The organism is Streptococcus cristatus (assembly GCF_003943535.1).
Classification (GTDB): Bacteria; Bacillota; Bacilli; order Lactobacillales; family Streptococcaceae; genus Streptococcus; species Streptococcus cristatus_L.
In genome coordinates, this window is the sequence record NZ_RJPU01000008.1 from 58731 (window position 1) to 77865 (window position 19135).

18 protein-coding genes and 13 tRNA genes are annotated in these 19135 nt (G+C 42.4%); 2 read left to right on the forward strand and 29 right to left on the reverse strand.

Translation table 11 applies throughout. From position 1 onward, the window contains the following. Positions 1-123: 123 nt before the first annotated feature. Positions 124-840 carry a transcriptional regulator AgaR gene (gene agaR, locus D8790_RS09230; protein ID WP_005591344.1) on the forward strand — a complete coding sequence of 239 codons (717 nt, stop codon included), beginning with the start codon at positions 124-126 and terminating at the stop codon, positions 838-840. A gap of 424 nt (positions 841-1264) precedes the next feature. Here agaR and purB read toward each other — a convergent pair whose 3' ends face one another. From purB to purD, 8 genes are all read right to left on the reverse strand, one after another. Continuing rightward, entirely contained in the window at positions 1265-2560 is a 1296-nt protein-coding gene (gene purB / locus D8790_RS09240) for an adenylosuccinate lyase (RefSeq protein WP_125388380.1), read from the reverse strand. Between the two features lie 11 nt (positions 2561-2571). After that, positions 2572-3420 (reverse strand): hypothetical protein, encoded by an 849-nt coding sequence (locus tag D8790_RS09245; RefSeq protein WP_185761935.1) that lies wholly within the window; start codon positions 3418-3420, stop codon positions 2572-2574. Continuing rightward, positions 3371-3652: a hypothetical protein gene (locus D8790_RS09250; RefSeq protein ID WP_125388382.1), complete on the reverse strand. Its 282-nt coding sequence runs from the start codon at positions 3650-3652 to the stop codon at positions 3371-3373. The genes D8790_RS09245 and D8790_RS09250 overlap by 50 nt, the downstream gene beginning before the upstream one ends. A gap of 144 nt (positions 3653-3796) precedes the next feature. Further along, positions 3797-4021 carry a phosphoribosylaminoimidazole carboxylase gene (locus D8790_RS09255; protein WP_125388383.1) on the reverse strand — a complete coding sequence of 75 codons (225 nt, stop codon included), beginning with the start codon at positions 4019-4021 and terminating at the stop codon, positions 3797-3799. Positions 4022-4117: 96 nt separating this feature from the next. Then, positions 4118-5032: a hypothetical protein gene (locus tag D8790_RS09260; RefSeq protein WP_125388384.1), complete on the reverse strand. Its 915-nt coding sequence runs from the start codon at positions 5030-5032 to the stop codon at positions 4118-4120. A 125-nt stretch (positions 5033-5157) separates the two neighbouring features. Then, positions 5158-6231 (reverse strand): 5-(carboxyamino)imidazole ribonucleotide synthase, encoded by a 1074-nt coding sequence (gene purK, locus D8790_RS09265; RefSeq protein WP_260470296.1) that lies wholly within the window; start codon positions 6229-6231, stop codon positions 5158-5160. Next, positions 6218-6706, reverse strand: coding sequence for a 5-(carboxyamino)imidazole ribonucleotide mutase (gene purE / locus D8790_RS09270; RefSeq protein ID WP_125388386.1), 489 nt, complete (start codon positions 6704-6706; stop codon positions 6218-6220). Before purE ends, purK begins: the two co-directional genes overlap by 14 nt. 197 nt (positions 6707-6903) lie before the next feature. Continuing rightward, complete coding sequence (purD, locus tag D8790_RS09275; RefSeq protein WP_125388387.1) at positions 6904-8169, reverse strand: phosphoribosylamine--glycine ligase; 1266 nt, start codon at positions 8167-8169, stop codon at positions 6904-6906. A 374-nt stretch (positions 8170-8543) separates the two neighbouring features. On the opposite strand from purD, the gene D8790_RS09280 reads away from it, so the two are divergent. Next, the gene (locus D8790_RS09280; protein WP_125388388.1) at positions 8544-10490 is read left to right on the forward strand and encodes a GBS Bsp-like repeat-containing protein; all 1947 of its coding nucleotides are present in this window, start codon (positions 8544-8546) and stop codon (positions 10488-10490) included. Positions 10491-10556: 66 nt separating this feature from the next. Here the strand turns inward: D8790_RS09280 and D8790_RS09285 are convergent, their stop codons facing one another. The 21 genes from D8790_RS09285 to D8790_RS09390 all read right to left on the reverse strand — a co-directional run bounded on the left by D8790_RS09285 (position 10557) and on the right by D8790_RS09390 (position 19134). Continuing rightward, positions 10557-10799 carry an acyl carrier protein gene (locus tag D8790_RS09285; protein ID WP_005591354.1) on the reverse strand — a complete coding sequence of 81 codons (243 nt, stop codon included), beginning with the start codon at positions 10797-10799 and terminating at the stop codon, positions 10557-10559. Next, entirely contained in the window at positions 10796-11800 is a 1005-nt protein-coding gene (gene plsX / locus D8790_RS09290; protein WP_125380046.1) for a phosphate acyltransferase PlsX, read from the reverse strand. The genes D8790_RS09285 and plsX overlap by 4 nt, the downstream gene beginning before the upstream one ends. Further along, positions 11781-12578: a DNA repair protein RecO gene (gene recO / locus D8790_RS09295; protein ID WP_125388389.1), complete on the reverse strand. Its 798-nt coding sequence runs from the start codon at positions 12576-12578 to the stop codon at positions 11781-11783. Before recO ends, plsX begins: the two co-directional genes overlap by 20 nt. Beyond that, positions 12571-13743 carry a pyridoxal phosphate-dependent aminotransferase gene (locus D8790_RS09300; RefSeq protein WP_125388390.1) on the reverse strand — a complete coding sequence of 391 codons (1173 nt, stop codon included), beginning with the start codon at positions 13741-13743 and terminating at the stop codon, positions 12571-12573. The genes recO and D8790_RS09300 overlap by 8 nt, the downstream gene beginning before the upstream one ends. Before the next feature lie 124 nt (positions 13744-13867). Further along, on the reverse strand, positions 13868-14833 hold the full coding sequence (locus D8790_RS09305) for a ribose-phosphate diphosphokinase (protein ID WP_125388391.1): 966 nt from the start codon (positions 14831-14833) through the stop codon (positions 13868-13870). A 291-nt stretch (positions 14834-15124) separates the two neighbouring features. Beyond that, on the reverse strand, positions 15125-16324 hold the full coding sequence (gene pcsB / locus D8790_RS09315; protein WP_125388392.1) for a peptidoglycan hydrolase PcsB: 1200 nt from the start codon (positions 16322-16324) through the stop codon (positions 15125-15127). Positions 16325-16422: 98 nt separating this feature from the next. Further along, positions 16423-16923 carry a rod shape-determining protein MreD gene (mreD, locus tag D8790_RS09320; RefSeq protein ID WP_125388393.1) on the reverse strand — a complete coding sequence of 167 codons (501 nt, stop codon included), beginning with the start codon at positions 16921-16923 and terminating at the stop codon, positions 16423-16425. Between the two features lies 1 nt (position 16924). After that, complete coding sequence (mreC, locus tag D8790_RS09325) at positions 16925-17740, reverse strand: rod shape-determining protein MreC (protein WP_125388394.1); 816 nt, start codon at positions 17738-17740, stop codon at positions 16925-16927. A gap of 173 nt (positions 17741-17913) precedes the next feature. After that, positions 17914-18001, reverse strand: a tRNA-Ser gene (locus tag D8790_RS09330). Positions 18002-18012: 11 nt separating this feature from the next. Then, positions 18013-18086 (reverse strand) — tRNA-Ile (locus D8790_RS09335). A gap of 35 nt (positions 18087-18121) precedes the next feature. Further along, positions 18122-18192 (reverse strand) — tRNA-Gly (locus D8790_RS09340). A 16-nt stretch (positions 18193-18208) separates the two neighbouring features. Continuing rightward, positions 18209-18281 (reverse strand) — tRNA-Phe (locus D8790_RS09345). 3 nt (positions 18282-18284) lie between these two features. Next, positions 18285-18358: transfer RNA gene (locus D8790_RS09350), tRNA-Met, on the reverse strand. 13 nt (positions 18359-18371) lie between these two features. Beyond that, positions 18372-18461, reverse strand: a tRNA-Ser gene (locus tag D8790_RS09355). 13 nt (positions 18462-18474) lie between these two features. Continuing rightward, positions 18475-18548 (reverse strand) — tRNA-Ile (locus D8790_RS09360). A 13-nt stretch (positions 18549-18561) separates the two neighbouring features. Continuing rightward, positions 18562-18635: transfer RNA gene (locus D8790_RS09365), tRNA-Met, on the reverse strand. Positions 18636-18640: 5 nt separating this feature from the next. Beyond that, positions 18641-18714, reverse strand: a tRNA-Pro gene (locus D8790_RS09370). A 42-nt stretch (positions 18715-18756) separates the two neighbouring features. Next, positions 18757-18830, reverse strand: a tRNA-Arg gene (locus D8790_RS09375). A gap of 57 nt (positions 18831-18887) precedes the next feature. After that, positions 18888-18961: transfer RNA gene (locus tag D8790_RS09380), tRNA-Arg, on the reverse strand. Between the two features lie 18 nt (positions 18962-18979). Continuing rightward, positions 18980-19065, reverse strand: a tRNA-Leu gene (locus tag D8790_RS09385). An 8-nt stretch (positions 19066-19073) separates the two neighbouring features. Further along, positions 19074-19134, reverse strand: a tRNA-Gly gene (locus D8790_RS09390). Position 19135: the final 1 nt, after the last annotated feature.

Sequence of the window (19135 nt, forward strand, 5' to 3'; positions counted from 1 at the left end):
ATTTAAAACGCTTTCATTTCTTATTAATATTAATATAATAAACTTTTGCATAAATGTCAACATTTTTTTTAAAAATATGTTAAAATCAATATAGAGAGGGATAAAAAAAGAGAGGTGAGCACAATGGCTATTCCTAAATATCAACAAATCAAAGATGATTTAAAACAACAAATCATTTCTGGTAACTTTGAAAACGGTGATAGATTCTACACAGAAGCTGAGTTAATCAAGATGTTCAACGTTAGTTCCATCACCGTTGTCCGCGCTTTGAACGAACTTGCGAATGATGGCTACATCATCCGTCAGCAAGGGAAGGGAACGTTTGTTTCACGCGCAAGAAAACACAAGCGTGTGGAATTCTCTGATATCGAAACTTTCCCTATCCAAAAGGATAAGGTGACTGTTCTGTCCATCGAACGTGGAAATGAATTGAGAATCTTGGAAAAACTAGAACTAACACCGTCCCAGTTCTACTACAAGATTGACCGTATCAGAAGGACAGGCGATAAAGTCTATATCTATCACCAAACCTACATTCCTGAACAGTACATCAATCCAAACTATCCAGATCTGGACTACTACAGCTCGATCTACAATCGCTTCAAGACGGATTATCACATCCACATGAATGATGAGTATTTCGAAGAAACCAACGAAATCGTCTTTCCAACGCCAAAAGACATTGCCAAGACCTTAGAAATTGATCCAAACTTCCCAACTGTGCATCAAGTCAAGATCACAAAACTGGAAAATACTGGACAAATCCTAGAGTACAGCGAAACCTACAAGCGTGGCGATTTCTTCAAAATCAAATTTATTTCTTCTAGTCGCGATCATTAATCTGAAAAACGATGGTTCTCATGAGCTGTCGTTTTTCATTTCCCGACCAACTAGCCTATCATTATTATAAACCTATCTATACCAATTTGCAAGACGTTTGAACGATTTTTGTTTAATAAAAATCAAAAAATGACAGAAAATAAACAGAATTTTTTAATTTCGTATATTTTTTAGTATTCTAGGACTGAAAACCAACAAAAACGGAACTTTCTATATCAGGCGAGAATAATAAAAAAGAGAGGCTGGGACAAAAGTCCTAGCCTCTCAATTGTCTTTGGATTGTCGAGCAAGACGCAGTGGTTGAGTGGGCTCTACTACGCTGATTTCATCAGCTTTTACAGCCCTACTCAACTGTGCGGAGGTGGGACGACGAAATCGAATTCTAACCAATTACCGATTTCTGTCCCACTCTCATCTTTTTTGTTTAATCCAGCCCCACGCGCTTGAAGATTTCATCCACTCGTTTGGTGTAGTATGCAGGGTTAAAGATTTCATCGATTTCTTCTTGAGTAAGGCGGGAAGTGACTTCTGGGTCCGCTTCGAGCAGAGGCTTAAAGTCCACTTGGTTATCCCATGAGTGGGCAGTTTTTGGTTGCACCAAGTCATAAGCCTGCTCACGCGTCATGCCTTTCTCAATCAAGGTCAACATAGCCCGCTGGCTGAAGATAAGACCAAAGGTTGAGTTCATGTTGCGCTTCATATTTTCTGGGAAGACGGTCAGGTTCTTGACGATATTACCAAAGCGGTTGAGCATGTAGTCAATCAAAATGGTCGTGTCCGGTGCGATAATCCGCTCAGCAGATGAGTGGGAAATATCACGTTCGTGCCAGAGAGCAACATTTTCATAAGCTGTCACCATGTGACCACGGATGACACGCGCAAGACCTGTCATGTTCTCAGAACCGATAGGGTTGCGTTTGTGAGGCATAGCAGATGAACCTTTTTGCCCCTTGGCAAAGAACTCTTCCACTTCGCGCTGCTCAGACTTTTGCAGTCCACGGATCTCGGTCGCCATGCGCTCAATAGACGTCGCAATCAAGGCTAGGGCTGAGAAGTATTCAGCGTGGAGGTCACGTGGCAGGACTTGAGTCGAAATCTCTTGTGGACGGATACCTAATTTCTCACAGACATAGCTTTCCACAAATGGCGGAATGTTGGCAAAGTTCCCAACCGCACCAGAGATTTTCCCAGCTTCCACACCCGCAGCCGCAAGCTCGAAACGTTCAATATTGCGCTTCATTTCGCTGTACCAAGTCGCAAGCTTAAGACCGAAAGTCGTAGGCTCCGCATGCACACCGTGAGTCCGCCCCATCATGATGGTGAACTTGTGCTCCCGCGCCCGCTCTGCAATGATGTCAGTGAAGCGACGCAGATCCTCACGGATGATGTCATTGGCCTGCTTGTAGAGGTAGCCGTAGGCTGTATCTACCACGTCGGTAGAAGTCAAACCATAGTGAACCCACTTGCGCTCTTCACCGAGTGTCTCAGAAACCGCACGAGTAAAGGCCACCACATCATGGCGTGTCTCCTGCTCAATCTCCAGGATCCGGTCAATGTCAAAGCCTGCCTTTTCACGAATCAAGGCCACATCTTCCTTGGGGATTTCACCCAACTCAGCCCAGGCCTCATCAGCCAGAATCTCAACTTCCAGCCAAGCCTTGTACTTATTTTCCTCAGTCCAAATGTTCGCCATTTCAGGGCGAGAATAACGGTTGATCATTTTTTGCTCCTTTAATTAACACCTAATTTGTTTTGTAATTCTTTTCTATGGTCATCTAAGTCTGTAAATGACTTAATACCTGTAGTATATACAGCAATAACATAGTCAATAATAATATTCTTTATTTTAGTAAGCTCTTTATCAATTGCTGACGTAGTAGAGTAATCAGCCAAGTTTTGAATTAATTTCCCATTATGTACTAACTCAGTCCTAACGTCTTTTGATATTTTTTTTATATATTCACCTAATTTATTGTAATTGGTTTGATCCTGTACTATATAAGAAATTACTTTTCCCTTCCACTTTTTTACATTCTCATACTCAGGAGATGCAATTGCTTCTAAGGTTGTCCAAAGAAAAATAAAGGTATTCGTAGAATCTGGAATATAATATGACTTCGCCACTCTTCGTAAGGCATATCTACAGATTTTATATACTTCATCATTTCTATATCTATCATATAAAATTTTATAACAATCTTTACTATAATCATTAGTGTCGAAACCATCAATATACAGTCCAATCCCATCAACAGGAAAATGTGAAACTCGACCTAGTATAGTATCCCAATAAATCTCTCCGTTCTGACCTTTACTAAATTGGTAAACCGTCTTAATTCCAGATGACATATCATACCCAGCTAAACCTGGAAGCTTCTCTTTGTTACTGTAATTACCATAACTAATTCTAAAATAGTCTAAATCTTTATCAGCTAAATCCGAAATATAATCACACCAAAAGAATCTTTCCGAAGAAGTAGATGGATAAGAACCACCTGCACAGAAAGTAATATAAGAAGTATTTACGAAATCATCTGAGGTATATATAAGTTTTTTTTGCAATTTCAATACATAAATCATATTCACTCTGAGTTATAGTAGTCATATATTCACTATTATAGTCTTGTTTTATCAAACAGAGACCTGTGTCACCATCTTCATAGATAATTTTATTTTGTTCACTTTCGGATATTATTGCCTTCTCACAGTTCTCGAAAAATAATCCTATTGGAGGTATTATTATACTATCGTTTACTTTTATTGGATAATCTAATATAAAATTTGAAACTGGTACAACATAATTAACTCCCATGATATATCTCCTTTACAAATCGTCCCTCAATATTAACAACTGCTTTTTTACTGCCTTCTCTGATGACTTTATCAACTGCGAAAAAACCATTTATCCTTGCAAGAGTAAGATAACAGAACTTGTAATTAGGATTCTGTCTTAATTCTAAAACTCCTCTTTCCCAATAAACACAGATGGGTAGTGAGCTAGTGTGTTCAAGTCCGTATCCGTCGGTAAATCATAAATTGCTAAATAGTTTTCGGAGTATTGAGCAACTAGTTCTTCATATTTTGCTTTCACTTTTTCGTGATTGCTACTAGGATACAAAACTTCTACAACAGCTCCAGTCTTATCCTTTTCCACAAAAGCATTGACGATAATTTGAATCATAAATATTACCCTGACTTGTATTTAGCTAAGCGAATACATGCCTCTTCTCCCTTTCTTTTTCAAACTAAAAATTAATATCAGTTAATTATCTATTGCTCAATATGGTCTACATAGATATTCTCCGTATCCCAACTCCTTATAAATATTATCAAAATTACTTTGATCTACATAAATTAAAGGATCAAAAGAATCTTCAGGAACAATCTCCATATTTTCAATTTGTTGCAATTTCACGACCAACCAAGGATTAATGATAAACATTCTTTTATCATTATGTATATAAAATAATCCAAAAATATTTGAAGGCCACAAAACATTCTCAATCATAATTTCTTGTTCAAAATCAATGATAGATTGATGTTCTTCTGACTTATACAGTAGTAGTTGCAATTCCTTCGAATTAACAAAATATTTACCGATTTTTTCAAATCCAAAAATAATAAAACCTTCGTTATCAATAAAGTTTTTTGCAATATTATAATTCCCATTTCCAACTGTAGTTGAAACATAATGGGAAACATAAGATTTAAAATCAGAGAAAGTTTCTTTCCCACAATTATGAACAATTGCTTGTAATAACCTCAACTTCATCTTTTTATCTGAGGGTAAAAAGAACTCATCAATATTTATTTTTGTTTTAATTTCCTTCAATAAGTACTCCTCATTATTAAATTGTTCTGAGAGTATTTGATTTTGACTAGCCCCAAGTTGATTTTCAATAAAATCAACTCCTTTGTCCCCAACAATAAAGAATTTATTTAATCCATGTTTTAAAATATAGCTTATATCTGAACTTATATGCTTTAATCGAGTGCCTCTATAATAAGTAAAAAATGAATCGCTAAAATTAACATTACTAATAAACGATTTAAACTTTTTTATAATCTCTTCATCAACGACTTCCAATTGGTAACCTGACATACATTTTGGATCAATTGTTCTAAAATCAACATCAGTAAAATCTCTATCTAAGTCTGCTTTTTCAAATTTTGAATCTTTGATTATAACCATACTGCATTAAATATCCTTTCTAAATCCCTGCATATCAATAATACATCAATAAATATGCTCATCTCTAAAAACTACTGATTTTCTATTTTTAGAGATGTCATATAGATTATTCAAATAAACTATTTTTAAAACTCCTCAACCTCATCCGGCACATCACTAAACAAAGTCACATGTCCCATTTTGCGGTTGTGCTTCGCTTCTATTTTACCATACATGTGGAGGTGGGCGCTTGGATTTTCTGCGATATACTTTTCAGCGGCCTCGACGTGTTGGCCGAGAACATTGAGCATAACAGCAGGTGCATGCAGTTTGATGGCTGGTAATGGTGCTCCGAGAACACCCAAGATATGCGTGTCAAACTGCGAGAAGTCACAAGCTTCGATTGAGTAATGTCCTGAATTGTGTGGACGTGGCGCGATTTCATTGACAATGATATCATCAGCAGTCGCGAACATTTCCACACAGAGAGTTCCAGACAAGTTGAGTTTCTCAGCGATTCTCACTGCCATAGCTTTGGCCTTGTCAGCCAGACTTTCTGAAATGCGAGCAGGAACGATAGTTTTAGAGAGGATGTTGTTGCGATGGATATTTTCCTGAACTGGGAAAACCGTCACATCCTTACCATTCCCTGACACGATGACAGAAATTTCAAGGTCGAAGTTGACAAACTCTTCCAAGACACAGTCTGCTGAATCGGCTAGCGTACGGGCTTCTTCCAAGTCTGCTTCCGAGCGAATAATCTTTTGTCCATGCCCATCGTAGCCACCAGTCGCAGTCTTGAGGACATAGTTTTTCGACAAGTCGATATCTGCCAAGTCTTGGCTAGAAGTCACGACCTTGTAGGGTGCCACGGTGACTTGGGCCTTGTTTGCGAGAAAGTCCTTTTCAAAAATCCGATTTTGAGAAATGCGGAGCAGGTCCGTTCCTTGAGGGAGCTGACCATCCTTAATGACAGCATCCAAACCATCAGCATCAACATTTTCAAACTCATAAGTCAAGACATCGCATCGCTCAGCCAACTGACGAAGGGCGTCCACGTCATTATAAGGCGCCACGATAATCTCTGCCACGCGAGAGGTAGGGCAATCCGCCGCAGGATCCAGCGCGATGACCTTGTGCCCCATGTAGATGGCAGAAATGGCCATCATCTGACCCAGCTGACCGCCACCGATAATTCCGATTGTTTTAGATGAGCTCATTTGTAGACTCCTCTGCGATTTTTCCTTGCTCTTCTGCGAAATCAGCCAATGCTGTCGCGATAGCTTGATCCTCTACTGAGAGGAGACGAAGGGCAAAGAGAGCTGCGTTAGTCGCTCCAGCTTCACCGATAGCCATAGTTGCCACAGGTACACCGCCCGGCATCTGCACGATAGAGTAAAGGGAGTCCAGACCGCTGAGTGCACGTGATTTGACCGGTACACCTATAACAGGCAGAGTGGTTTTAGCAGCTACCATTCCTGGCAAATGGGCTGCGCCACCAGCACCTGCGATGATGACCTTGATGCCGCGACTACGTGCTTCTTCGGCATGTTTGAACATGAGGTCTGGTGTACGGTGGGCAGAGACAACCTTCGTTTCGTAGGCTACACCGAAGCGGTCGAGGACTTCGGCTGTTTTTTGCATGGTTGCCCAGTCGGATTTTGAGCCCATGATGATGGAAATAATTGGTTTCATTGTTAATATCCTTTTTCTTTTTGATAATGGTCTTAGGTGGTGGGTCGGAAGCAAACCTTCGGTTTCATTCCTAAAATTTGAGCCTGAAGTCTCAAATTTTCCCTAGACCAGAACATACACTGTTCTGGTCTTTTCACCACGGCGACCATTATCTTACTTTGGTTCGCTTTCGCTCGCCATGACCACTATAGTATCTGTTAATCTTTTATCGCCTTGCTTCCAATATCTGTTCGGTAGAAGAGGCCTTCTGTTTTTTGTTGGGATAGTTCTTGGTAGATGGTATCTTGGGCTTCTTTGACAGTGTTGGCTGTGGTGACTAGCATATAGACACGGCCGCCATTTGACAGCAGTGCTCTGCTATTTTCCGCAAACTTAGCCCCGGCATAGTAGGTGATGATGTCACCATCGGTTTTGGCTGGCAACTTGACACCTTTTTCATAGTCCAGCGGGTAGCCCTTGGATGCGACAACCACACCCAGAGTCACACCCTTGTCTGTCCACGTGATGTTCGGCTCCTTGCCATCGAGGATATCCGTGATATTTTGTGCAAAGTCAGAGGTCAGGCGGGGCAGGATAATCTGAGTTTCAGGATCTCCGAAGCGAGCGTTGAACTCGATGACCTTAGGTCCGTCTGCTGTCAAAATCAGCCCAGCGTAGAGCACACCCAGATACGGACGACCTTCTTTGATCATGCCCTCAAGGACTGGCTTGACAATAGTGTCAACCACTGTGTCAACCACACTCTGTGGTAAGTGAGGGACTGGCGCATAAGCTCCCATACCGCCTGTATTGGGTCCCTTGTCCCCATCGTAGGCCCGCTTATGGTCCTGAGCCGTAGGCATGATGTAAAACTTGTCCCCATTTACAAAGGCAAAGAGGGAGAACTCCTCACCGTCCAGGAACTCTTCGATAACCACGCGCGCACCGCTGTCGCCGAACTTATTGTCTAAGAGCATGTCATGAGCTGCTTCGACCGCTTGCTCGACTGTCTCCGCTACGACGACGCCTTTCCCAAGCGCCAAGCCGTCCGCCTTGACGACGATAGGAGCGCCTTTCTCCTCGATATAGGCCTTAGCCTCCTCAAAGTCGGAAAATGTGCCATAGGCTGCTGTCGGAACGCCGTATTTGACCATGATTTCCTTAGCAAAATCCTTGGACCACTCCAGCTCCGCTGCTAAACGAGATGGACCAAAAGCCTTGAGCCCAGCTTTGTTAAAATCATCCACGATACCCGCAGCAAGGGCATCATCTGGCCCAATGAATGTCCAAGCGATATCGTTGACCTTTGCAAATTCAATCAACTTAGAATGTTCGGAAATAGAGATATTCACCAATTCCAACCCATCCAAAGTCATCCCATCATTTCCAGGAGCTACAAAGACCTGCTCCACATCCTGAGACTCCAACAACTTCTTGGCAATCGCATGCTCACGACCGCCCGAACCAACAACTAAAAGCTTCATAGCTAAGATACCTCAATGTCCAATATCATAGGTGCTTACGCACCAAGCTAACACATCACGTAAAAATTCCCGTTTTTTACGAATTATTTATCTAAATTATATCATAATCGTTCGTTTTATTCCATGATAAGCAGGAAAAGAAGAGAAATAATCTATTTTTGTTAGGGATATACATCTCTGACAAATAAAATCTACCTATATCATTTCTGGTATTTTGACTATTTCATTACTTTTATTTCAAATATCAAAGATTTCATAAAACTAAAATAAATTAGAAATTCAACTATCATCATCTTTTAAAATTTTTCTTTTTTTATATTTTTTCCCGAATAATCTAAATGGAATCATCCAAATTACTTATTCAAAGGAGATTTATGAAGAAATATCAGAAGCTGTTTTTATTATCCGGAGCAGTCCTTGGCCTGTTTACCAGTCATTCCACAGCTCAAGCTGTTGCATCAACTGAAGCTGGAAACAAAGTCCTAGGCCCCACTGATCGTGCCAGCAATGTAACCGTCAATGTCACTGGGGATACGGCGCAGATTCATTACGCCCGCTCCAAGGCTCAGGTCCCCTATACCATTTCCCACGCAGTCTGGTCCGACGAAAACGGGCAGGATGATTTGAAATGGTACACCACGCCTCAGACATCCAGCACAGCCATTGACCTCCGGCAGCACGCTGGCTATGGCACCTTCCATGTGCACACTTACATTAATATTAACGGTAAAATGATAGGCTTGAATGGTACGACCTTCACTGTTAATAAGCCTGCTAGCAAGACAAGCGTCACAACATCTGGACAAACCGGCCGCATCAATTTTACGCGAAATAAAGACCAAAGGAACTCAAAAATTGTCCATGCAGTTTGGTCTGATGAAAATGGTGGCGATGATCTTAATTGGTATGAAGCTGGGCAAGAGAGTACTGAATTTAACTTTTCTAAACACAAAGGTTATGGAAAATATTTCGTAGATACTTATGAAAATAAAAATGGCAAAATGATTTACCAATCAGGCATCACTTTCCATCTCGAAAAACCTAATCCGACCATTCAGACAAGCTTCCCTGAACCTGGCATTATGGAAATCCTTATCAAAAATCTTCCTGAATCCATGTATAAGGTCAATGTCCCAACCTGGTCTGAAAATAAGGGACAAGATGATTTACAATGGTATCAAGCAAGAAAAAATCCTGATGGCAGTTATAGCGTCAGAGTCGAGCTGAAGAAACACAATTATGATACGGGAACTTACCATATCCATCTCTATGGAGAAAGCTATGTCAAGCCTGAGTTAACAGGATTAGCAGGAACAAGTGTTACGCTGGATGCTGGAAAAATGCCATCTCAAAAAGACCAAAAGCCGGTTTTCTCTGTTGAAAATATCAATCAGGAAGAGGGAACCTACACTGTAAAAGTCACCGAAACTGCGGCATCTAAGCCAATCCAATCCGTCCGTGTGCCTATCTGGAACGCTCAAAATCCAAGTGCCATCAAGTGGTATGAGGCAAGCAACAATGGAGATGGAACTTTTACTGCACAATTCAATATCCGCAACCACCAAGCCTTATCTGGAAGCTACACCAATCATATCTACGTTAAGTACAAAGATGGTAGCGAGCATAGCTATGCGACAGACAGCGTCACCCTCTCTGCTGAAAATATCAAAGCTAAGGTTTCTGTCAATAAAATTTCTACCTACAATTACGAAGTAACCGTTTCCGATGCTTTCGGACCAGGAACCATTTCTCTACCAACTTGGTCAGAGGTCAACGGCCAAGATGATATCAAATGGTACACTGCTAACAAAGTGGGCAATGGCTTGTATAAATTTACCATCAATATGCAACAGCACGCTGGAAATGGACTCTTCCATACCCATGTTTACCGTAATCTCAATGGACAGATGACTGGACTTACAGGCACCAGCTATCAGGTTGATAAACCAACTACGCCTGAGCCAACCCTCTACACCCCTGATTATGCGGGAGCCTCCTCTTATCCTCATGGTCAGTGTACTTGGGGAGCAAAAGTACTGGCTCCTTGGGCTGGTCCTTACTGGGGCAACGGCGGCCAATGGGCAGCTAGCGCACGCGCAGCTGGTTTCCGAACAGGAAGCACCCCACAAGTCGGAGCCATCATCTGCTGGACCGATGGCGGCTATGGGCATGTCGGTGTTGTCACCCATGTCGAATCCAACACCCGCATCCAAATCAAAGAATCCAACTATGCAGGCAAACAGTACATTGGCAACTTCCGTGGCTGGTTCAATCCCTACGCAGCTGGTCAAGGAGCTGTCAGCTATATCTATCCAAAATAAATTCACTAAGAAAACCTTGGTTTTATCAACCAAGGTTTTTCATCTGTTCAAATCGAAGCCGATTTCTTACTTCGCTAGTTTCTTTTCCAAATAGGCAACAATATCTGCGACATTTTCAAAGCGATCAACATCCTCATCTGAAATTTCAATCGCAAACTCATCCTCTAAAGTCAGGATGAATTCCATTAAGTCAACAGAATCAGCGCCTAAATCATCTTTTAAGCCCAAAGTTGGCTGGACAACAAAGTCCTTTCCTTGACGTTCTTGGATAATCTCTGTTACTTTTTGAAAAATTTGTTCTTGATTCATTCTGTATCCACCTCTTTTGAAAATTCCACCACAGATTTTCCGACAACATCTGTCTCCAGCATGGTTCGGATCTGACGAATGGTGCTATAAACAGCCTTGGCATCGCTTGAACCGTGTGTCTTGACCACTGGCGCCTTAAGACCAAAGAGAACGGCCCCACCGGCACTGGAATAGTCCAGACTCTTGCGCATTTCCTGTAGGCTGTCTTTGAGCAACAAAGCTCCTAACTTAGCCTTGAGACCACCGCCTAGCACAGCCTTTTTGAGCTGGCCTAGGATGCTAATGGCAGTTCCTTCGATAGATTTGAGCACAGCATTGCCCGTAAAGCCATCTGCTACGACAACATCTGCCACTCCATCCATAAGGTCACGCGCCTCCACATTGCCGATGAAGTTCAGCTTGTCATCCGCCGACAACAGTGCATAGGTTTCCTTACGCAGAGGGTCTCCCTTGCTGGCCTCAGTACCATTATTGAGCAAGCCAACTCGTGGCCGCTTAATGCCACGAACATTTTCCGCATAAAAAGAACCTAGGATAGCATATTGATGTAGATGGTGAGGGGTATTTTCAGCATTTGCCCCCAGATCCAGCATATCAAAACCTCGACCATCCACAGTCGGTAAAGTGGATAAAAGCCCTGGTCGATCAATATTTTTGATCCGTCCGACGATAAAGAAGCCCGCCGCCAAAAGCGCCCCTGTATTACCAGCAGACAGGACTGCATCTGCTTCTCCATCCTTGACTGCCTTGGCTGCCAAAACCATGCTAGCCTGCTTCTTCTTGCGAATAGCCTTGGTCGGCTCATCATCCGAATCAATCTTTTCATCCGTATGGACGATGCTGACGCGCTCTGTCGCTGTCAACAGAGGTTTTATCTTGGCCTCATCCCCATAGAGAACAAGCTCAATATCCGAGAAGTCTCTCAGAGCCTGATTAGCACCTTCGACCAAAGCCTGAGGGGCATTGTCTCCGCCCATGGCATCAATAGCTATTTTTTTCATGCTGTTCTTCCTCATGTTTGTCTTGTAAAATACTGCCCCAGTCGCCCAGAGAGTCGATAAATTTCTTTGATTTGAGATGAATGCCCACGTATTCATCATAAAGTTGATCTATAAAGTCCCTGATCTGTCGCTTGATTTCCGGCTTGAGCGAAATCGTCTCCAGCTCACTAAACTGAACCGCCTGAAACTGATTGAGCAAAAAAGGAATATTGGGATTAAGATGACTGCGATGAGCATCCTTGTGATAATGCTCTGGGCAAAGCACCCCGCCATATTGAAAGGAAAAATCAAAAGGCAGACCTGTCCGATGGCAAAAAACACAGTCATGGAAATTCAGCGAAATGCCAAAGCGAGATAAAATCTGAATTTCAAAAATATTTGTCAAAACCTCATAATCCAACCCTTGATTCATCAAATCCAGTGTCTTTTGCAAAAAGGCAAAGAGGGCCGGATCTGGCTGATTGTCCTGAATACTAGCATCTGCTAGAGCCGCCACATAGCTGGCATAAGCCATGACAAAGAGATCGCTCTTGATTTGCCCGTAACTTTCCACAGCTTGGTAATCTTCGATATAGCTGAGCCCGTCGTCATTGATTTTCATCAAGAGTTCTGCCATCGTCAGAGGCTGGATGACTGGAGCCAGCTTAGACTTTCCAGCATGTTTCACGAAAAACATTCGCTTGCCAGCCTGTTCCGTAAAGATCTTAACCAGCTTATCATCTTCCCGGAAATTCCGATTATAGAGAATCAAACTCTTGCTCGTTAACGGTCTAAGCATGGCCTTCCATGTACTCCTTGAGCCGTTTCAGAGCTTCCTTGATGGTTTCCATACTAGCTGCATAAGACAGGCGAATATAGCCCTCTCCGTACTGGCCGAAAGCCGCTCCTGGGATAAAGGCCACAGCCTTCTTCTCAGCAAAATCCCGCAAAAAAGCAAAAGAATCTTGATTGTAGCCTGCTGGAATCTTGGCAAAAATATAGAAAGCACCGTCTGGCTTGATAATCTGATAACCCAGCTCCGTCATCTGTTCGATAATGTAATCCCGCCGCTGGATGTATTCCTCCTTCATCGGTTGGGCATCATCCTTACCAGCCGTCAAAGCCTCAATAGCTGCATACTGAGCCATAGTGTTGGCTGCTGTCACCAGATACTGATGGCTCTTGATCAATTGAGCCGTAAAAGCAGCTGGTGCAAAGATAAAGCCTAGTCGCCAGCCCGTCATAGCATGAGACTTGGACAAACCATTGATAACGATGGTCTGCTCAGGCAAATATTCTGCCAGAGAAACATGTCCCTGCTCCGTATAAGTCAACTCAGAATAAACCTCATCGCAAACGACAAAAACTTCATACTTGCTCAATACTGCTGCCAAAGCCTCCATCTGCACCCGCGAATAGGTCACGCCAGTCGGATTGGCCGGATAGTTGAGAATAACCGCCTTGAGCTTGTCACCTTGCTCCAAGATAGCCTGCTCCAGCATTTCAGGAGTCAAAACAAAGTCGTTTTCTGTCGTATCAATCTCGACAATCTCCGCCCCAACCAAATTCACAATCGGCTCATAGCCTGGATAAGCTGGCGCTGGCAGCAAGACCTTGTCTCCCTCTTCCAGAATAGCCGTCAGAGTCGCAGACAGGGCCTCAGTTGCCCCAATAGTGACTAAGACTTCATCTTCTGGACGATAGTTCAGATTGTACTTCTCCTTGACAAAATCAGCAGCAGCCTGCCGCAGCTCCAAAAGCCCGCTCATCCCTGTATAGTGGCTCTGATTGGCATCAATAGCTACCTTGGCCGCCTCCTTGATATGATCTGGTGTCGGAAAGTCTGGCTCCCCCAAGGTCAGCCGCAAAACACCTGGAATCGTAGAAATAGACTGGTCAAACTGACGAATCAGAGACACTTCAATTTTATCTAAATTCTTATTAAACTTCTTAGTCAAATTCATAGCCGCCTCCGATAATCTAATAGAACTATTATACTATAAATGCAGCACTACAGCAAAATTTTATTACAAATAGGAATAAGAAAGAGATTTAGCAAGTTGCTAAATCTCTAATACTCCACAATCCTTATATATTATGTCTTTCAAAAAGGGGGGAAAGTGGACGTTTTTCATGGATCCGAACGATGGCTTCTGCCAAGAGATGAGCGATAGAAATCTGCTCAATCTTATCGATTAATCTGTCCTCTGAAAGGTAGATGGTATCTAAAACCACAAGTTTTTTGATAGCAGATTTTTGGATATTTTCCATAGCTGGCCCTGACAAGACTGGGTGAGTACAGCTCGCATAGACTTCCACAGCACCGGACGCCGCCAGCGCATCTGCCGCATGACAAATGGTCCCCGCCGTATCAATCATATCGTCTATCAGAATACAGGTCTTACCTTCTACCTTACCAATGATATTCATGACTTCACTGGTATTCATCTTATCAACGCTGCGACGTTTGTCAATGATCGCGATTGAAGTCTTGAGAAATTCAGCCAACTTGCGAGCGCGGCTCACACCACCGTGGTCTGGGCTAACAACCACATAGTCACTACCAACCATGCCCCGACGCTCAAAATAATCAGCAATCAAAGGCGCTCCCATCAAATGATCCACAGGAATATCAAAGAAACCTTGGATCTGAGCAGCATGCAAATCAATGGTCAATAGGCGGTCGACCCCAGCAATCTCCATCAGATTAGCCACTAATTTAGATGTAATCGGCTCACGAGCACGAGCTTTTCGGTCCTGTCTAGCATAGCCATAGTAAGGCATCACTACGTTGATAGACTCCGCACTAGCCCGCTTCAAGGCATCCACCATGATCAAAATCTCCATTAGATTGTCATTAACAGGTGAGCTAGTCGACTGCAAGATAAAAACGTGCTTACCACGGATCGATTCTTCGATGTTTACTTGAATTTCCCCGTCAGAAAATTGACGAACCGTTGATTTACCAAGCGGTATACCAATCTCTTTTGCAACACGTTTCGCTAATTCTTGATTAGAAGAAAGAGCAAAGAGCTTTAATTCAGAAAAAGACATGATTCCCTCCAGATTCTAAATCGTCTTTTATTGTAACCAATTGCATTTGTCCTATCTACCATTGTAACGCTTTTCCAGCAATTTTTCAATAAAAAATAAAAGGGAGAGTGGGACAGAAATCGGTAATTCGTTAGAATTCGATTTCGTCGTCCCACCTCCGCACAGTTGAGTAGGGCTGTAAAAGCTGATGAAATCAGCGTAGTAGAGCCCACTCAACCACTGCGTCTTGCTCTACAATCCAAAGACAATTGAAAAGGCTAGGACTTTTGTCCCAGCCTCCTTCATATTTCATTAGTTTGGATAGATGTATGTTACGTATCCTTGTGCATTTGTTGGGTCAAACCATCCACGGTGATTACCGATTGATTGGTTACCAGCATAGTTTGCTTCTGATACTTGAATGTTGTTAGCAGATTGAACTGCTGTTACAACTGCAACGTGTCCGTAGCCACCGTCGTTCCAACATGCGATTGCTCCAACTTGTGGTTGTGATCCTGTACGGAAGCCTGCTGCTGCTGCACTAGCTGCCCATTGGCCACCGTTACCCCAGAAGTCGCCTGCCCATGGTGCCAAAGTCTTAGCACCCCAAGTACATTGACCTACAGGATAAGTTGATGCTGAAAGGCTATATGATGGAGTTGCAACAACTCCTGATGTAGCAACTGCTGCTTCTGCTGCAGGAGTTCCACCTGTATTATTTACAGCTTGAACTTGTGCTGCGAAGCTTGTATTTCCTGAAGCAAGGATCGCTTGTTGTTGTGCTTGTTGCTGGTTCTTATATGCTGCTTCTGCCGCTGCTGCCTCAGCTGCTGCTTTTTCAGCTGCCGCTTTTTGCTCTAAGAGACTGTTTTTCTCATTTTCAGCAGTTGCTTTTTCAGCTGCAAGGTTCAGTTGAGCAACCTTAAGTTCAGCCTGCTTAGTTGTCAACGTTTGAGCATCGTCTGCAAGTTTTTGTTGGTTTGCAATGACTGTATTGATAGCTTCATTGTTAGCAACTTGTTTTTCAGCAATCTTTTCTTTATCTTCTTTTTGTTGTTCCAGCATTTTGTTGTTAGCCGAAACGATTTCGCTCATCGCTGCTACACGAGAGATAGCTTCAGTGATTGAAGCAGAGTTGATGATTGTGTTGATATAGCTTGTTGCCGTACCATTTGTTTGAGCACTACGCGCTTGATTTGCAAGAGACTCATTACGAGCAACAATATTCTTTGATAACTCTTCAATTTCAGCAGTGAGTTTCGCAGATTCAGCATTCAATTTTTCATTTTCTGCTTGAAGCACTTCTTGTTGATTTTGAATAGCTGAAACTTGTTTTTGAATTTCATCAACTTGTGCTTGCGCCGCTTTTTGTTGATTTGTTAAACTGTCAATTTTACTATTTTGAGCTGCAATTTTATCATCTGTACTATCAGCTTTAACATTTACTAGCGCAGCACCTTGAGAAAGGATCACCGCACTCAATAAAACTGATGTAAGTAGCTTTTTCTTCATAAAAATATTAACACTCCTTCTTACTAAGACATTATATAGTATATCAAAAAAATTCTGGCTATATATTACGCATTCGTTACATTTCTATTTCTAAATCATCATAAATAGACTTTTTCAAACAAAGGCTGTAACAATAGAAAAAGAAAGGCATTAAATACTAAAGTTGGCACCAAAGCATAGATAATAAAATCAGGGAATGTAAAGCTCGCTAAGTGCAATAAGGATGCAGAAGCAAAGCTAATCATTTCAAAAAAGAAGACAATCATAATGATTGCTAAAACGCGTGTCCAACGATTTAGCAAAAACACAGAAAGAAAATGATAGATGACAACTGTCAGTAGAGGTAAGATGAAGGTGAAAAGCCCAATCACATGTAGATAATAAACATCGTAAAAAAGACCTAGAGTAAAGAAGAGGAAAAAAATATATTCCTTTGAAAAGTTTAAAAATAAGAAAACCGTAAAGAACAATAAAATATGACTTGCCGGATGCCACTTCTCAGCAAATAGGTCTACAAGACTTCTTGATAATTGACCATCAATGAAGAAGATCAGAAATAAAAACAAAGCTGTAAAAAAAGTTCCTCTTAGAATTTTCATACTAATTTCTCACCAACAGAACCGCTTGAATATCAGATAAATCAGCAGCGGGCTTCACCAAAACTTCTTTGTTTAATTGGTCCTTACCAGCTGATATTGATAAAACCTGACCAACCAAGACATTCTCAGCATTATAAGAGCCGAGACCACTTGTCGTTACAGTTGCTCCTTCTTCAATTCCCTCCACCGTATTTAGCTGACTGACGATAAAAGCTGACTTCTCAGTGTCAAAACCAACAATGATGCCATAGGCAAAGCCAGTCTTTGTCTGAATTTTAATGGCAATAGAACTATCATTCTTCTCATTTGTAAGCAGACTAACGACACTGGAAGAATCAGAAACACTGCTAACAGCCCCAATCAAACCGCCGTTAGAAATAGCCAACATGGAGGTTGTTACATTGCTTGACAGCCCCTTATCAAGAGTTAATTCATTCTTCCAAGTAGATGGAGAGCGAGAAATAACTTCTGCAGCAATCTTGACAGCACTTTGATCATTATTTCGTAATTCTAATATGGAACGCAACTTCTCATTCTCCAATTTCAAGGCATCAGAAATATTCGCCTTCTCTTCAAGATTGTAAATTGTTCCTTTTAGGATCTCATTTTCTTGATAGGTCTCTATTAACTGAACAACCTTTTTCTTTTCCTTAGCAAAATAGTTAAAAGGAATAGCAACTACCCGATCAACACTGGACAAAAAATCACCAGTCACAGAAACAATCCATGGTGAAAGAGGGGAAAGCATCAAGCTTATCATAACAATTCCCAATAGCAAAATAGAAATCAAAAATTTAGACATCTTTAATTTATTCATTCCAATCTCCGAAATCAGTAAATCCCTAAAAACCTGATTATAAAAGCCTAGATCTAACCAGACCAGCACAACACACCAAAAAGAGTTTAAACAAACAATAAGAAACAATATTAGAAAATAAAAACATTATAAAACAAGAAAAGGAGATAGCAGATGCTAAACTCCCTTATTTACGGAGAATGGGGGATTCGAACCCCCGCGCCAGTTACCCGACCTAACGATTTAGCAAACCGTCCTCTTCAGCCTCTTGAGTAATTCTCCAATATACCTAATGGGCACGAGTGGACTCGAACCACCGACCTCACGCTTATCAGGCGTGCGCTCTAACCACCTGAGCTACGCGCCCAAGTTATAAAAAACTTGGTATGAACTTCTGTTCAAAGCGGGTGACGAGAATCGAACTCGCGACAACAGCTTGGAAGGCTGTAGTTTTACCACTAAACTACACCCGCATCTTAGATAATGGTATGGCGCGAGACGGAATCGAACCGCCGACACATGGAGCTTCAATCCATTGCTCTACCAACTGAGCTACCGAGCCAAATTGCGGGAGCAGGATTTGAACCTACGACCTTCGGGTTATGAGCCCGACGAGCTACCTAGCTGCTCCATCCCGCGATATTCTAATCTAAGGAGGATGTGGGATTCGAACCCACGCACGCTTTTACACGCCTGACGGTTTTCAAGACCGTTCCCTTCAGCCGGACTTGGGTAATCCTCCAAGATATTCATTATGGACCTTGTAGGACTTGAACCTACGACCACTCGGTTATGAGCCGAGAGCTCTAACCAGCTGAGCTAAAGGTCCAACAAGATCGTTATAGCGGCGAAGGGGATCGAACCCCCGACCTCCCGGGTATGAACCGGACGCTCTAGCCAGCTGAGCTACACCGCCAGATATCGGGAAGACAGGATTCGAACCTGCGACACCTTGGTCCCAAACCAAGTACTCTACCAAGCTGAGCTACTTCCCGATGATAAGTAAAAACGGAGTCATATGACCTCGTTTCCCTTCATGCACCCTAGAGGAGTCGAACCTCTAACCGCCTGATTCGTAGTCAGGTACTCTATCCAGTTGAGCTAAGGGTGCTCTATATCACGATAATCAATTATAACAAAAACACATAAAAAAGTCAAAACTTTCTTATGCACCCTAGAGGAGTCGAACCTCTAACCGCCTGATTCGTAGTCAGGTACTCTATCCAGTTGAGCTAAGGGTGCCCTGTCGCATATCCGCTATGCCGAGGACCGGAATCGAACCGGTACGATCGTTACCAATCGCAGGATTTTAAGTCCTGTGCGTCTGCCAGTTCCGCCACCCCGGCCTCAAAGCGAACGACGGGATTCGAACCCGCGACCCCCACCTTGGCAAGGTGGTGTTCTACCACTGAACTA

Excerpts from the sequence above, each read along its gene's own strand:
- agaR (WP_005591344.1), top strand. The coding sequence starts at position 124 with ATGGCTATTCCTAAATATCAACAAATCAAAGATGATTTAAAACAACAA.
- purB (WP_125388380.1), bottom strand. The coding sequence starts at position 2,560 with ATGATCAACCGTTATTCTCGCCCTGAAATGGCGAACATTTGGACTGAG.
- D8790_RS09245 (WP_185761935.1), bottom strand. The coding sequence starts at position 3,420 with ATGATTTATGTATTGAAATTGCAAAAAAAACTTATATATACCTCAGAT.
- D8790_RS09250 (WP_125388382.1), bottom strand. The coding sequence starts at position 3,652 with ATGGGAGTTAATTATGTTGTACCAGTTTCAAATTTTATATTAGATTAT.
- D8790_RS09255 (WP_125388383.1), bottom strand. The coding sequence starts at position 4,021 with ATGATTCAAATTATCGTCAATGCTTTTGTGGAAAAGGATAAGACTGGA.
- D8790_RS09260 (WP_125388384.1), bottom strand. The coding sequence starts at position 5,032 with ATGGTTATAATCAAAGATTCAAAATTTGAAAAAGCAGACTTAGATAGA.
- purK (WP_260470296.1), bottom strand. The coding sequence starts at position 6,231 with ATGAGCTCATCTAAAACAATCGGAATTATCGGTGGCGGTCAGCTGGGT.
- purE (WP_125388386.1), bottom strand. The coding sequence starts at position 6,706 with ATGAAACCAATTATTTCCATCATCATGGGCTCAAAATCCGACTGGGCA.
- purD (WP_125388387.1), bottom strand. The coding sequence starts at position 8,169 with ATGAAGCTTTTAGTTGTTGGTTCGGGCGGTCGTGAGCATGCGATTGCC.
- D8790_RS09280 (WP_125388388.1), top strand. The coding sequence starts at position 8,544 with ATGAAGAAATATCAGAAGCTGTTTTTATTATCCGGAGCAGTCCTTGGC.
- D8790_RS09285 (WP_005591354.1), bottom strand. The coding sequence starts at position 10,799 with ATGAATCAAGAACAAATTTTTCAAAAAGTAACAGAGATTATCCAAGAA.
- plsX (WP_125380046.1), bottom strand. The coding sequence starts at position 11,800 with ATGAAAAAAATAGCTATTGATGCCATGGGCGGAGACAATGCCCCTCAG.
- recO (WP_125388389.1), bottom strand. The coding sequence starts at position 12,578 with ATGCTTAGACCGTTAACGAGCAAGAGTTTGATTCTCTATAATCGGAAT.
- D8790_RS09300 (WP_125388390.1), bottom strand. The coding sequence starts at position 13,743 with ATGAATTTGACTAAGAAGTTTAATAAGAATTTAGATAAAATTGAAGTG.
- D8790_RS09305 (WP_125388391.1), bottom strand. The coding sequence starts at position 14,833 with ATGTCTTTTTCTGAATTAAAGCTCTTTGCTCTTTCTTCTAATCAAGAA.
- pcsB (WP_125388392.1), bottom strand. The coding sequence starts at position 16,324 with ATGAAGAAAAAGCTACTTACATCAGTTTTATTGAGTGCGGTGATCCTT.
- mreD (WP_125388393.1), bottom strand. The coding sequence starts at position 16,923 with ATGAAAATTCTAAGAGGAACTTTTTTTACAGCTTTGTTTTTATTTCTG.
- mreC (WP_125388394.1), bottom strand. The coding sequence starts at position 17,740 with ATGAATAAATTAAAGATGTCTAAATTTTTGATTTCTATTTTGCTATTG.